Consider the following 13,194-nt stretch of genomic DNA (forward strand, 5'->3'; position numbering starts at 1 on the left):
CGGCGCGATCTGATCTGGTCGGTCAGGTGCGCGGGACCTCGCACCGCCGGGCGGTCTCCGCGTAGCAGCGGTCCTTCCCGGCCCCGCCGCGGGCCGTGTCGCGCCCCGTGCCGCCGGTGAGGACGTCGTCGTCGGCGCGACCGACCAGGAGGTCACGCCCCGCCCCACCCACGAGCCGGTCGTTGCGCTTCCCGCCGAGCAGGACGTCGTCACCGGTCCCGCCGACCAGCGTCGAGGTCTTCGTCTTCGCGTAGGGAGCGACCGTCACGCGGTCGTCACCGCCGCGAGCGTCCACGAAGATGCGCGGGGCGCGGACCACGATCGCGTCCCTGCTCCGCGTGCCGACGATGTCCGCCCGGCGGCCGGCAGTCACCAGCGTCCTGCCCTCGAACCGACGGGCCTCGGTCACGAACGAGAAGCGGCCCCCGTCGTCGGTCGTGTCGCTGCACCGGAACTGCCTCCCGAGCCGGTACTCGATCGTGGAGCAGTGAGGCATCTCGATCGAGTCGTCGCCCTCACCTCCGTCGAGCGTTCCGCTCATCGGGCCGGTGGCGTACCGGACCGCGTCGTCACCGGTACCCATGGCGGCGTCGACGGTCGTGGCATACCGGTGCTCCGGCGCCAGGCTCGTCGACACGGTCAGGACCTCGGCAGCATCCGACCCCGTGAAGGTGAGCGGCGAGTCGACGTACACGTGGAAGAACTGCACGTTGCTCCACCGCATGAGCTCGCCCGCGTCCGACGTGGCGACACGGGATGCGTTGTCGACCGTGACCCGTCGCTGCAGCCAGCCCCGGTGGATGATGGCGAGGTTGTCGCCCGTCCCGTCGCCGGCCGTGCCGCCGTTGTCGAGCACCGCGCCTCTTCCGCCGATGTAGAGCGAGTCACCGCCGGCGCCCGAGATCACGGTGTCGTCGTTCGGGATGTCCGGGGACGGCGAGCCGCTGTAGACGGTGTCCGAGCCGAGGCCGGCGTCGATGTGGTCGCGGCCGGAGTCTCCGCCGAGGTGGGGGTACGCCAGCTGGGCGTCCCCCGCGAAGACGGTCTCAGGTCGGCTCGAGCCGAGGAACGTGTCGTCGCCGCCGCCGAGGGTGACGCGCAGGTAGCTGGTGTGACGGGTCTCCTCCACGACGACCGTGTCGTTCCCGGCGCCCATCATGACGTCGAACGTCGAGTCCACGTTGGGGTGCGGGATGGTGCCGGCGCCCGGGACGACGCAGAGGACGTCGTTCCCGTCGCCTGCGTCGATGGTGCCCCGGCCGGACGCGCCCTCCGCCGTCGTGACGATGACGTCGTCACCGGGCGTCCCCACGGTGCTGTTCCCCGAGGTCGGTCCCACGATCGTGGCCGGCCTGCCCTGACACGTCGGGACGTCGGCGGCCGCAACACCCTGCAGCGCCATCACGGCGGACGACGCCAGCAGCACGATCGAGGCGGACAAGGACGAGACACGGGCCACGAGAACTCCAGAAGGGGTGGGCGGAACAGGCAGGAGGGTACGCGCCAGCGACGCCAGAGGTTGCGCCGCTATCGCGGCGGCGCGCTGAACTCGCGAGTCCCCGATCCGTCGCGGGGGACGGCGTGCGCGGTGTCGGAGGGGGGCCCCTCGAGCTCGTCGGCGACGGAGACGACCAGCCCGCCGAGCATGAAGGCGACGATGGCGGCGACGAGCGTCGAGGTGGCGAGGTCCGGGATGTAGCGCCGCGCGCCCTCCGGCTCGGCGCCGTGGAAGTGGTGGGTCAGGGCGTGGCCCTTGCCGCGCGCGAGGAGGTGGCGGTTGACCGGCCAGGCTGCGAAGAAGGCCACCGTCAGCGCGAGCATCATCGAGAGCCAGAACACCGGGTTGACGAGGCCCGCCTCCATGGCGCCCGGGATGACGGCCATGACCAGGTTGTCGACGAGCTCCATGGTGGCGATCGAGAGCGTGTCGGCCGCGAGGACGACGGTCAGGGCGGCCCCGAGCCCGAGACCCGCCCGCAGCAGCGGCAGGGTCGACAGGGCGTAGCCGAAGAGGAACGCCAGCCCGATCGCGACGGCGATGGTCGCGAGGTTGCCCAGTCCCAGTGCGGTGCCGATCATCAGGCCGAGGATCTCGCCGATGGCGCAGCCGGTCAGGCAGTGGAGGGTGGCGGACACCGCCATGGCGTTGCTGCTGCCCGTGTCGTGGTGGGAGCCGTGCCCGGCTCCGGGGAGAGTGCCTTGGTCCATGGCTCGAACATACCCCCGGGGGGTATTAACGTCAACGGCCGGGGACGGTCGTCGTCATCACGCAGTTCTTCAGTCCCTTGGGGCGCACGTAGGTGAAGCCGAGACGTTCGTAGAGGCGGCGGGTGCCGTTGTAGAGGAACGACGACGACACCTTCTTGGTCTGGTCGGTCAGGTCGTGCGGGTAGGACTCGACCACCCCGCCACCCGACTCCGCGATCAGGTCGAGCGCGCCGCGGATCGCGAGCTCGGTGACCCCGCTGCGGCGGTATCGCTTGTCGACGAAGACGCAGGTGATCCGCCAGTCGGGGTCGGCGTCCTTCTCGGCGTCGTACTGCTTGCGGTGGTGGAGCGTGGGGAGCTCCACGGGCGTGCCGTACTCCGCCCACGCGATCGCCTCGTCGCCGTCGAGGACCAGCGCGGCGTGCGCCTCGCCCCTCTCGACGTACGACTTCTTGAGTGCGCGGTTGCCCTCCCTGCCCTGGCCCCGCTCGGGGCTGTCGGGGTGGAACCAGATGCAGTAGCAGCCGCCGAAGATCCCGTTGTGCCGGATGACGAGGTCGTCGAAGGCCGGCCAGGTCTCGGGCGTGAGGGGCTTGATGTCGTACGACGTCTCGCTCATGCGGCGACCGTACGACCGGAACCGGACGAGCGGCTACCGGTTACCCCGAGGTCAGACGACCCGTCATCGAGTCGACGTCGAGGGCGGCGTCGAGCTGTTCCTCGGTCAGGTCTCCGCGCTCGACGTAGCCCATGCCGATCACGGTCTCGCGGATCGTGGCCCCGTCGGCGAGGGCCTTCTTGGCGACCTTGGCGGCCTGCTCGTAGCCGATGTGGGCGTTGAGCGGGGTGACCACCGAGGGGGAGGACTCGGCGTAGCGCCGCATCCGATCGGCGTCGGCGGTGATCCCGTCCACGCACCTCTCGGCGAGCAGGACCGAGGAGGTGGACAGCACGTGGATCGACTCGAGCAGGGCGTGCGCCATGACCGGCATCATCACGTTGAGCTCGAAGCTGCCGGACGCGCCGGCCCAGGCGATCGTCGCGTCGTTGCCGACGACCCGGGCGCACACCATCAGGGTCGCCTCGGGCAGCACCGGGTTGACCTTGCCGGGCATGATGCTCGACCCCGGCTGGAGGTCGGGCAGGCGGATCTCGGCGAGCCCCGTCGTGGGTCCCGACGACATCCAGCGCAGGTCGTTGCACGCCTTGGTGAGCCCGACGGCGATGGTGCGCAGGACGCCGGACAGCTCGACCAGCGAGTCGCGGGTGCCCTGCGCCTCGAAGTGGTTGCGCGCCTCGGTGAAGGGCTGCCCGGTCCGCTCGGAGAGCGCGGCGATCGCCCGCTCCGCGAAGGCGGCCGGGGTGTTGATGCCGGTGCCGACGGCGGTGCCGCCAAGGGGGAGCTCGCGCACGCGCGGCAGCACCGCCTCGAGCCGCTCGACGCCGAGGCGCAGCGTGGCGGCGTAAGCCCCCATCTCCTGCCCGAGCGTCACGGGCGTGGCGTCCATCAGGTGGGTGCGCCCCGACTTCACCGTGTCGGCGAACTCCTCGGCCTTGCCCTCGAACGACGTGGCCAGCCGGTCGAGCGCGGGCAGGAGGTCGTCGACGACCGCGAGCGTCGCCGCGACGTGGATGCTGGTCGGGAAGGTGTCGTTGCTGCTCTGCGAGGCGTTGACGTGGTCGTTGGGGTGGACCTCGACGCCGGCCTGCGCGGCCAGGGTCGCGATGACCTCGTTGGCGTTCATGTTGGAGCTGGTGCCGGACCCCGTCTGGAAGACGTCGATGGGGAACTCCCCGTCGTGCGCCCCGTCGACGATGGCGTCGGCGGCGGAGACGATGGCCTGCGCCTGCTCGTGGCGTACGACGCCCAGTGCGGCGTTGGCGGTCGCGGCGGCCGCCTTGACGTGGGCCAGCGCCTGGACGTGCCGGGGCTGCAGCGTGAGGCCGCTGATCGGGAAGTTCTCGATCGCGCGCTGGGTCTGGGCCCGCCAGAGGGCGTCGCGAGGTACCTCGACCTCGCCCATGGAGTCGTGCTCGGTGCGGGTCGGGCTCCCATCGCTCATGCGGTCGACGTTAGTCCTTGACAGATAGGTAACGTATTGGTTACCAATAGGGGGTGGACCCGTTCGCTGCCCTCGCCGACCCCGTACGACGTGACCTCGTCGCCCGGCTCGCGCGCGGACCGGCCCGGGTCGTGGACCTCACCGCCGAGCACGCGATCAGCCGCCCGGCCATCAGCCGGCACCTGCGCCTGCTCGCCGAGGCCGGCCTGGTGACGGCGGAGGACCGCGGTCGGGAGCGGCACTACCGGCTCGAGCGCACCGGGCTGTCGGTGCTCGCCGACTGGCTCGCTGCCCTGGATCCGCACCTCCGCTTCGACGAGTCCGTGCTCGACGGGCTCGACCTCGAGGTCCGCCGTACGACCCGCGACCGTGCGCGGGACATCCGCGCGGCCGCCGATGCCCGACCCGATCCCCAGGAGGAGACCGCATGACCACCACCAGCCCCCGCCCCACCGGTCGCCGCGAGGAGCGGCACGGCGAGACGTTCCTCGTCTTCGACCGGACGTTCCGCGCCCCGATCGAGGACGTGTGGGCGGCCGTGACCGAGTCCGACCGTCTCGTCCGCTGGATCGGGGAGTGGAGCGGCGACCCGGCGAGCGGGTCGGTCACCTTCAGGATGACGGCCGAGGGCGACGACGTGGCCGACGAGACGATCTGGATCGACGAGTGCGTCCCACCTCGACGTCTCGTGATGCGGTCCGCGCAGCCCGTGGAGCCCGACCTGCTGTGGGCCTGGGAGATCGACCTCGTCGAGGCCGACGGCACCACGACCCTCTCCTTCGCCCAGGGCGTCACCGACGTGGAGCTCGCCGAGAGCGTCGGGCCGGGCTGGGACTACTACCTCGACCGCATGGTCGCCGCGGAGGCCGGCCAGGACCTCGCCGCGATCGACTTCGACGACTACTACCCGGCGTTCAAGGACCACTACCGGGCCGAGCTCGCCTGACCGCAGCGGCGTGGCCACTTGGTCCCGTCATGGCCCATTGGGGAGCATGGGACGCATGGGGTTGCTGCGTCTCGGGGTCGGTGTCGGTCTGTCGGTGGTCATGGTGACCACCTCGGCGTGCTCGCTGCTGGGTGGCGACGAGGGACCGCAGGCCGCCGACACCGCCGACGAACTCGCCGTCGCGCTCTCGGGGCACTCCCTCGGCGAGGTCCCGCTGACGAGCGAGGACGCCCGCGCCGCCTTCGCCGACCTGGTCGAGCCCCTCGAGGAGGTGCCCGTCGCCGTCGAGGTCACCGACGTCCAGCAGGTCGAGGAGGAGGGCCGGGCGGACGCCACGCTCGCCTGGAGGTGGGACGTCACCGACACCACCCCGTGGGAGTACGAGACGACAGTCCGGCTGTCGCAGGACGAGGACGGCTGGAAGGTCGACTGGGCGCCCGACGCGCTGGCGCCCGACCTCGCCGACGGCGACACCCTCGGCCTGCGCACGCTCCCGCCGGTGCGCGGTGACATCACCGGGGCCGACGGCGCGGTGCTGGTGACCGAGCGGCCGGTGCTGCGCTACGGGCTCGACAAGACCAAGGTCCAGGGGCCGCAGGTCGCCCGGAGCGCCCGACGGATCGCGCGGGTCCTCGACGTCGACGTGGCGTCGTACGTCGAGCGCGCGGAGGTGATGGGCGCCGAGGCCTTCGTCGAGGCGCTCGTGCTGCGCGAGGACGACGCGCTCGACGTGCTGCCCGGCTTCGCGAAGATCCGCGGCGCACTGGCCGTGCGCGACACCATGCCGCTCGCCTCGACGCGCGAGTTCGCCGCGGCGCTGCTCGGCCGCGTCGGCCCTGCGACGGCTGAGGTCGTCGAGGCCTCGGAGGGTCGCATCGTCGCCGGCGACGAGGTCGGACTCTCCGGCCTGCAGGCCCGCTACGACGAGCAGCTGCGGGGCGTGCCCGGTGCGTCCGTCGTCGCCCGCGACGCCGACGACCAGCTGCGCACCCTTGCCGAGGTCCCGGCCACCGACGGGGCCGACCTCGTGACCACCCTCGACCCGGCGCTTCAGCAGAAGGGCGAGGACGTGCTGGCCACCCTCGGCGAGGGTGCGCCGGCGGCGGCCCTCGTGGCGATCCGGCCCTCCGACGGCGCGGTCCTGGCGAGCGCCAACGGTGCCGGTGCGGAGGGCGCCGACCTCGCCATGACGGGGCAGTACGCCCCCGGCTCGACGTTCAAGGTGGTCACGTCGCTCGCGCTGCTGCGCAGTGGGATGGGGGTGGACGACGTCGTGTCGTGCCCCGCAACGACGGTCGTCGACGGCCGGTCGTTCAAGAACTACGACGACTACCCGGCCTCCGCGCTCGGCGACATCACCCTGACCCAGGCCATCGCCCAGTCCTGCAACACCGCCCTGATCGGCAACGCCGACCGCCTCGCCGACGGCGACCTGGCGGCGGCCGCCCAGGCCCTCGGGCTCGGCACCGACCACGACCTCGGCTTCCCGGTCTACTTCGGCCAGGTCCCGCCGCCGGAGACCGCGACGGGCGCGGCGGCCGACATGATCGGCCAGGGCACCGTGCTCGCCAGCCCCTTCGCGATGGCCACGGTCGCCGCGTCGGTACGGGCCGGCCGGGCCGTGCTGCCGGTGCTGCTGCCGGACCACCAGGTCGAGCAGGTGGTTCCGGGCATGCCGCTCACGGGTCCCGAGTCGGGCACCCTCCGCGGGCTGATGCGCGCCGTGGTCACCACCGGGTCGGGCCGCTTCCTCCAGGACGTGCCGGGCGAGGTGGGCGCGAAGACCGGCACCGCGGAGTTCGGCCAGCCCGACGCCTCAGGGGCGCTCCCGACGCACACGTGGATGATCGCGACGCGGGGCGACCTCGCCGTCGCGGTGTTCGTCGAGACCGGCGTCTCGGGGTCGCAGACCGCGGGCCCGGTGCTCGAGGCGTTCCTGCGCTGAGGGCGGCAGGTCCTCAGCGGCGGGCGAGGTAGAGGAAGTACTCCTCCGGCCGGTCCTGCAGCAGCACGTCGTGGGCCTGCTCCTCCGCGGCGCCGAACACAGTGCGGAGCGCCGCGAGCAGGTCCGGCGCGGCGTTGGCCGACCACACCACGAGCACGCCACCCGGACCGAGGACGTCGCGGCACCGGCGGAGGAACTCCTCCTGGTAGACCGCCTCGTTGCGCTGGTGCACCAGGTAGCCAGGACCGTTGTCGACGTCGAGGAGCACCAGGTCGTAGGTCGAGCGGGCCTCGGCGATCGCCATGGCGATGTCGGCGTTGACGACGGTGGCGCGCGTGTCGGCCAGCAGGGCGGGCCCGTGCGGCACCGTCCCGTCGCGCATCCACTGCACCAGGGTCTCCTCGATCTCGACCACGACCGCCCGCTCGACGCGGGGATCGGCGAGCACCCGCTGCAGGGTGAAGCCCAGCCCGAGCCCGCCGACGAGCACGGTGGACGGATCCTCGACCAGCTCGAGCGCCTGCGCGGCCAGCTCGATCTCGCTCGTGGTCTCGAGGGTGTCCATCACGAACACCCCGTTGACGCGGAGCTCGAGCACGTCGGCGCCGGTGCCGTTCGTACGCCGCCGCAGCACCACCTCGCCGCGGGTGCTCTCGGCCCGGGCGATCTCCACGCTCTGGACGCTCTCGGGGCTCACCATGTCGCCATCCTGCCAACCACCGCTGTCGGACCCGACGCTGCCCACGCCGTCGCCGGTGGGCAGCCTTCGTCCAAGGTCGCCGCGCGACGGATGGTGGCGCCAAATGGCTGCCCAGACCCGGCGCGTCCGACTACCGTGAACTCGTGTACACCGTCGGCCGCACAGCTGAGCTCACCGGCGTGCCCTCCGGGACCCTCCGCAAGTGGGAGCAGCGCTACGGCGTGGTCGTCCCGCAGCGCTCGTCGGGCAACTACCGGCTGTACGACGACGAGGCGGTGCGCCGGCTCGTCGTGATGCGCAGCCTGGTCGAGGCGGGCTGGACGGCGCAGGAGGCGGCTCGCCACGTCACCGAGGACGTCGCGGCCGCGGAGGCCCAGGTCGCGCGACCGGAGGAGCCCGCCTACGAGGCACGCTTCGAGACCCTCGTCGCGTGTGCCCAGGACTTCGACGTCCCCCAGCTCGAGCGGCTGCTGGGCGAGGGGTTCGGCGACATCGACGTGGTGTCCGTGATCGACGACTGGCTCCTGCCGTCCATGGTCCACCTCGGCAAGGCCTGGCAGCGCGGGCTCGTCTCGGTCGCGGGCGAGCACTTCGTGACCGGCGCGGTGCACCGCAGGCTGGCCCTGACGTTCCAGTCGCTTCCGCCCGCCCCGAGTGGCGGCCCGCGCGTCGTCGTGGGACTCGCGCGCGGCTCCCGCCACGAGATAGGCGTGCTGGCGTTCGCGCTGGTGCTGAGGTCGCGCGGGGTCGCGGTGACCTACCTCGGCGGCGACCTGCCGCTCGAGGCCTGGGTCGGAGCCGTGCGTCTCATCGAGCCCCGGGCCGTGGTGCTCGCCGCTCCGACGATCGAGGACCTGCCGGCGGTGCGCGAGGTGACCGAGGCGCTCATGCCGCTCACCGAGGTGCTGCTCGGCGGCGCCCACCAGGACCGCGTCGAGGGTCCCGTGCACCTCGGGCACCACGCCGGTGCGGCGGCAGACGCCCTCGCCACCCGCCTCGGCGCCGTCAGCTGACGCCGGGCGCCCGCCCGCAGGTGCTCAGCGGGCCGTCGGTGCGGTCGGCCCCTCGGTGCAACCGCTGCTGGACCAGTGGCCGCCCACGATGTCCACGCGGCAGTGGCTGTCGGTCGACGGCAGGTCGGTCGTCGCGGGCGACGTGCCGAGCACGGAGCCCAGCGCGGCTGCGGCGAGCACGGCGACGCCGGCCACCCGGAGCCGGCGGTTGGTGCGCTCCTCGAGGTCCGCCACCGGCCGTGCCGTGACCGCCATGAACGGCTGCGCCGTGATCGACATGGGTCCTCCTCGGGAAGCATTCCTGTGGCTTGTCCACAGTTTGTCCACCGTTGGTGGACAACCGGGACAGTAGGACTGTTGTCCACGCTTTGTCCAAAGTTCGCTACCCTTGCGGGTGTGTACACCGTCGGACGCACCGCACAGCTCACCGGAGTGCCGCGCGAGACCCTGCGCAAGTGGGAGCAGAGGTACGGCGTGGTGTCGCCGGCCCGCACCGAGGGCAACTACCGCCTCTACGACGACGAGGCGGTCAGACGCCTGTCGGTGATGCGCGACCTCGTCGACTCGGGATGGGCGCCGCGCGAGGCGGCGCGGAAGGTGCTGGACGAGCCGACGCGATCCGCGGACCTGCCCCGGCCGGGGTCGCCGCTGGCGCGGCTCGACGACCTCGCCGGGTGCGGCGAGGACTTCGACGTCGTACGGCTGGAGAGCATGCTCGACAAGGCGTTCGCCGAGGCCGACCTGGCGATCGCGGTCGACGAGTGGCTGATGCCGTCCCTCGTACGCCTCGGCGAGGCCTGGCAGCAGGGGACGGTGAGCGTCGCGGGCGAGCACTTCGTCAGCGCCGCCGTCCTGCGCCGGCTCGCGCAGGCGTTCCACCAGCTCCCGCACGCCCTGCCCGGGGCACCCCAGGTGATGGTCGGGCTGGCCCGTGGCTCGCGCCACGAGCTGGGCGTCATGGCCTTCGCGATGGTGCTGCGCAGCCGCGGTATCAACGTCACCTACCTCGGCGCCGACCTGCCCGTGGAGAGCTGGGTCGACACCGTCCGCGCGCTGCTGCCCGAGGCCGTGGTGCTCGCGGTCCCGACCGTCGAGGACCTCCCGGCGGTGCGCGAGGCCGTGCAGGCGATCACGCCGATCACCACCGTCCTCCTCGGCGGCGCCCACCAGGGTCGGGTCGAGGGGGCCGAGGCCCTCGGCCACCAGATCGGCGAGGCGGCGGCCGACCTCGCCGCGCGCCTCACCGCGGCCTGACAGCGGCTGCTGCGGCTACGTCGGCTACTGCGCCGAGCGGACCCGGATGCCCGAGATCGGTACCGTCACCGCGCCCGACGGGTCGGTGAAGAAGTCGTTGCCCTTGTCGTCGACGACGATGAAGGCCGGGAAGTCTTCTACCTCGATCTTCCACACGGCCTCCATGCCGAGCTCCTCGTACTCGACGACCTCGACGGACCTGATGCAGTCCTGCGCGAGGCGGGCGGCCGGGCCGCCGATCGAGCCGAGGTAGAACCCACCGTGGGAGTCGCACGCCTCGGTCACGGCCTTCGAGCGGTTGCCCTTGGCGAGCATGACCATCGATCCGCCCGCGGCCTGGAACTGCTCGACGTAGGAGTCCATGCGACCGGCCGTGGTCGGGCCGAACGACCCGGACGGCATGCCCTCCGGGGTCTTGGCCGGACCGGCGTAGTAGACCGGGTGGTTGCGCAGGTAGTCGGGCATCTCCTCGCCGGCGTCGAGGCGCTCCTTGATCTTGGCGTGCGCGATGTCGCGGGCGACGACGAGCGGTCCGGTGAGCGAGAGCCGCGTCTTGACCGGGTGCCTCGAGAGCTCGGCGAGGATGTCGGCCATCGGCTGGTTGAGGTCGATCGGGACGACCGCGCCGCCCTCGATGTCGTGGGCCATGCCGGCGTCGGGCATGTAGTGGGCCGGATCGGTCTCGAGCTGCTCGAGGAAGACGCCCTCCGGCGTGATCTTGCCGAGCGCCTGCCGGTCCGCCGAGCAGGAGACGGCGATCGCGACGGGGCACGAGGCGCCGTGGCGGGGGAGGCGGACGACGCGCACGTCGTGGCAGAAGTACTTGCCGCCGAACTGCGCACCGATCCCGAAGGACTGCGTGAGCTCGAAGACCTGCTCCTCCAGCTCGACGTCGCGGATGCCGTGGGCGGCCATCGAGCCCTCCGTCGGCAGGTCGTCGAGGTAGTGCGCGGAGGCGTACTTGGCGGTCTTGAGGGCGAACTCCGCGCTCGTGCCGCCGATGACGACGGCGAGGTGGTACGGCGGGCAGGCGGCGGTGCCGAGGGAGCGGATCTTCTCGTCGAGGAACTCCATCAGCCGCGTCGGGTTCAGGACGGCCTTGGTCTCCTGGAAGAGGAACGACTTGTTGGCCGAGCCGCCGCCCTTGGCCATGAACAGGAACTTGTACTCGGGGACGTCCTTCGCGGGCGTCGAGTAGAGCTCGATCTGCGCGGGCAGGTTGGTGCCGGTGTTCTTCTCCTCGAACGTCGTCAGCGGCGCGAGCTGCGAGTAGCGGAGGTTGAGCCGGGTGTAGGCGTCGTACACGCCACGGCTGATCGCCTCGCCGTCGTCGGTGCCGGTCAGGACACCCTCGGACTTCTTGCCCATGACGATCGCGGTGCCGGTGTCCTGGCACATCGGCAGCACGCCACCGGCGGAGATGTTGACGTTCTTGAGCAGGTCGAGCGCGACGAAGCGGTCGTTGCCCGAGGCCTCGGGGTCGTCGATGATCCGGCGCAGCTGCGCGAGGTGACCGGGGCGGAGGTAGTGGCTGATGTCGTGCATTGCCTCCTCGGTGAGCCGCCGGATGGCCTCGGGCTCGACCTGCAGGAACGTGCGACCGCCGACCTCCACGGTCGACACGCCCTCGGTCGTGACGAGGCGGTAGGGCGTCTCCGGAGCGCCGTTGGAACCGGCGGTCGGGAGGAGGTCGGAGTAGTGGAACTCAGGGCCAGCGGCAGCGGTCGTCACGGCTGCCGATGCTACGCCGGGCCGGGCTCCGCGCCGGACTCGCCCTCCGGTGTCGTGGGCCGCCGACCTAGAGGCCGGAGCGGCGAGTTCGTCGGTCGTACCCATAAGCGTCACGCGGGAGTAACCTCCGAGCAGACGGGCCCGACGAGGCTCCGCGCGGCACATTCCACCGGCTGCGGCCGGCCAGCACCCCTGGAGGTCGAAGTTGAAGGTCCGCACATCACTCGTGTCCCTCGCCGCGATGGCGACCCTGGCAGCCGCTGCCGGCTGCGCGGCTCCCGAGAAGGAGTCCGACACCACCACCGAGAGCGGCGTCGACGCCGCATCCGCCACGTCCGCGGAGGACTTCGGCGGGATGGACGAGCTCGTGAAGGCCGCCCAGGACGAGGGCACGCTCAACGTCATCGCCCTGCCGCCGGACTGGGCCAACTACGGCGAGGTCATCTCCACGTTCGAGGACAAGTACGACATCGAGGTCAGCTCCGACCAGCCCGATGCTGCCTCCCAGGACGAGATCAACGCGGCCAACGACCTCAAGGGCACCGACCGCGCGCCCGACGTCTTCGACCTCGGTCAGTCCGTGGCGCTGGCCAACACCGACCTGTTCGCGCCCTACCAGGTCGAGACGTGGGACGACATCCCCGACGAGTTCAAGGACCCGGACGGCACCTGGGTCAACGACTACGGCGGCTACATGTCGATCGGCTACGACTCGTCCGTCGTGCCCGACGTCACCTCGGTGGCCGACCTGATGAAGCCGGAGTTCAAGGGCAAGGTGGCGCTCAACGGTGACCCGACGCAGGCCGGTGCGGCGTTCAGCGGCGTCATGATGGCGGCGATCGCCAATGGCGGGTCGGCCGACGACATCGCGCCCGGCGTCGACTTCTTCGCCGACCTGAAGAAGGCCGGCAACTTCCTCACCGTCGATCCCGACTCCACGACGATCGAGCAGGGCACCACGCCGGTCGTCATCGACTGGGACTACCTCGGCGCGGCCGCGGCGGCCAACGTCGACACGTGGAAGACGGTCGTCCCCGAGGAGGCCGTCGTCGCGGGCTACTACTTCCAGGCGATCAACGCCGACGCGCCGCACCCGGCCGCCGCGCGGCTGTGGCAGGAGTTCCTCTACAGCGACGAGGGCCAGAACCTCTGGCTCAAGGGCGGTGCCCGTCCGGTCCGCGGCGACGCGATGGCCGAGGCCGGCACCATCGACGAGGAGCTCTGGGGAGCCCTGCCCGAGGTCACCGGCGAGCCGGTCATCCCGACCGACGAGCAGACGGTGACGGCCGGGGAGTACCTCGCAGCGAACTGGTCCAAGGCCATCCGCTGAGCAC

General features: G+C 71.8%; 13 protein-coding genes. 6 read left to right on the top strand and 7 right to left on the bottom strand.

What is annotated here, in order from left to right; genetic code table 11:
* Window positions 1-22 precede the first annotated feature (22 nt).
* From JOD65_RS23955 to JOD65_RS07895, 4 genes are all read right to left on the bottom strand, one after another.
* A complete protein-coding gene (locus JOD65_RS23955; RefSeq protein ID WP_191192957.1) occupies window positions 23-1,459 on the bottom strand; it encodes a calcium-binding protein in 1,437 nt (478 codons plus the stop codon).
* A gap of 68 nt (window positions 1,460-1,527) precedes the next feature.
* Window positions 1,528-2,208 carry a DUF4396 domain-containing protein gene (locus JOD65_RS07885; RefSeq protein ID WP_224747105.1) on the bottom strand — a complete coding sequence of 227 codons (681 nt, stop codon included), beginning with the start codon at window positions 2,206-2,208 and terminating at the stop codon, window positions 1,528-1,530.
* A 31-nt stretch (window positions 2,209-2,239) separates the two neighbouring features.
* A complete protein-coding gene (locus tag JOD65_RS07890; protein WP_191192956.1) occupies window positions 2,240-2,827 on the bottom strand; it encodes an N-acetyltransferase in 588 nt (195 codons plus the stop codon).
* Window positions 2,828-2,867: 40 nt separating this feature from the next.
* Complete coding sequence (locus JOD65_RS07895; RefSeq protein WP_191192955.1) at window positions 2,868-4,271, bottom strand: class II fumarate hydratase; 1,404 nt, start codon at window positions 4,269-4,271, stop codon at window positions 2,868-2,870.
* 53 nt (window positions 4,272-4,324) lie between these two features.
* Here JOD65_RS07895 and JOD65_RS07900 point away from each other — a divergent pair, with 53 nt between their 5' ends.
* Genes JOD65_RS07900 through JOD65_RS07910 form a run of 3 tightly spaced genes read left to right on the top strand, consistent with a single transcriptional unit; the run spans window position 4,325 to window position 7,162 of the window.
* Window positions 4,325-4,702, top strand: coding sequence for an ArsR/SmtB family transcription factor (locus tag JOD65_RS07900; protein WP_191192954.1), 378 nt, complete (start codon window positions 4,325-4,327; stop codon window positions 4,700-4,702).
* Entirely contained in the window at window positions 4,699-5,217 is a 519-nt protein-coding gene (locus JOD65_RS07905; RefSeq protein WP_191192953.1) for an SRPBCC family protein, read from the top strand. Before JOD65_RS07900 ends, JOD65_RS07905 begins: the two co-directional genes overlap by 4 nt.
* Window positions 5,218-5,272: 55 nt before the next feature.
* Complete coding sequence (locus tag JOD65_RS07910; RefSeq protein ID WP_191192952.1) at window positions 5,273-7,162, top strand: penicillin-binding transpeptidase domain-containing protein; 1,890 nt, start codon at window positions 5,273-5,275, stop codon at window positions 7,160-7,162.
* 13 nt (window positions 7,163-7,175) lie between these two features.
* Here JOD65_RS07910 and JOD65_RS07915 read toward each other — a convergent pair whose 3' ends face one another.
* The gene (locus JOD65_RS07915; protein WP_191192951.1) at window positions 7,176-7,862 is read right to left on the bottom strand and encodes a spermidine synthase; all 687 of its coding nucleotides are present in this window, start codon (window positions 7,860-7,862) and stop codon (window positions 7,176-7,178) included.
* A gap of 143 nt (window positions 7,863-8,005) precedes the next feature.
* On the opposite strand from JOD65_RS07915, the gene JOD65_RS07920 reads away from it, so the two are divergent.
* Window positions 8,006-8,875, top strand: coding sequence for a MerR family transcriptional regulator (locus JOD65_RS07920; protein WP_191192950.1), 870 nt, complete (start codon window positions 8,006-8,008; stop codon window positions 8,873-8,875).
* A gap of 24 nt (window positions 8,876-8,899) precedes the next feature.
* Here JOD65_RS07920 and JOD65_RS07925 read toward each other — a convergent pair whose 3' ends face one another.
* The gene (locus JOD65_RS07925) at window positions 8,900-9,154 is read right to left on the bottom strand and encodes a hypothetical protein (protein WP_191192949.1); all 255 of its coding nucleotides are present in this window, start codon (window positions 9,152-9,154) and stop codon (window positions 8,900-8,902) included.
* Window positions 9,155-9,271: 117 nt separating this feature from the next.
* Between JOD65_RS07925 and JOD65_RS07930 the strand changes: the two genes are divergently transcribed.
* Entirely contained in the window at window positions 9,272-10,129 is an 858-nt protein-coding gene (locus JOD65_RS07930; RefSeq protein ID WP_191192948.1) for a MerR family transcriptional regulator, read from the top strand.
* A gap of 24 nt (window positions 10,130-10,153) precedes the next feature.
* Here the strand turns inward: JOD65_RS07930 and JOD65_RS07935 are convergent, their stop codons facing one another.
* Window positions 10,154-11,860, bottom strand: coding sequence for a fumarate hydratase (locus JOD65_RS07935; RefSeq protein ID WP_307821016.1), 1,707 nt, complete (start codon window positions 11,858-11,860; stop codon window positions 10,154-10,156).
* Between the two features lie 241 nt (window positions 11,861-12,101).
* Between JOD65_RS07935 and JOD65_RS07940 the strand changes: the two genes are divergently transcribed.
* Window positions 12,102-13,190, top strand: a complete 1,089-nt coding sequence (locus JOD65_RS07940; protein ID WP_191192947.1) for an ABC transporter substrate-binding protein — start codon at window positions 12,102-12,104, stop codon at window positions 13,188-13,190.
* The last annotated feature ends 4 nt before the right edge of the window (window positions 13,191-13,194 follow it).

Source organism: Nocardioides cavernae (assembly GCF_016907475.1).
Classification (GTDB): Bacteria; Actinomycetota; Actinomycetes; order Propionibacteriales; family Nocardioidaceae; genus Nocardioides; species Nocardioides cavernae.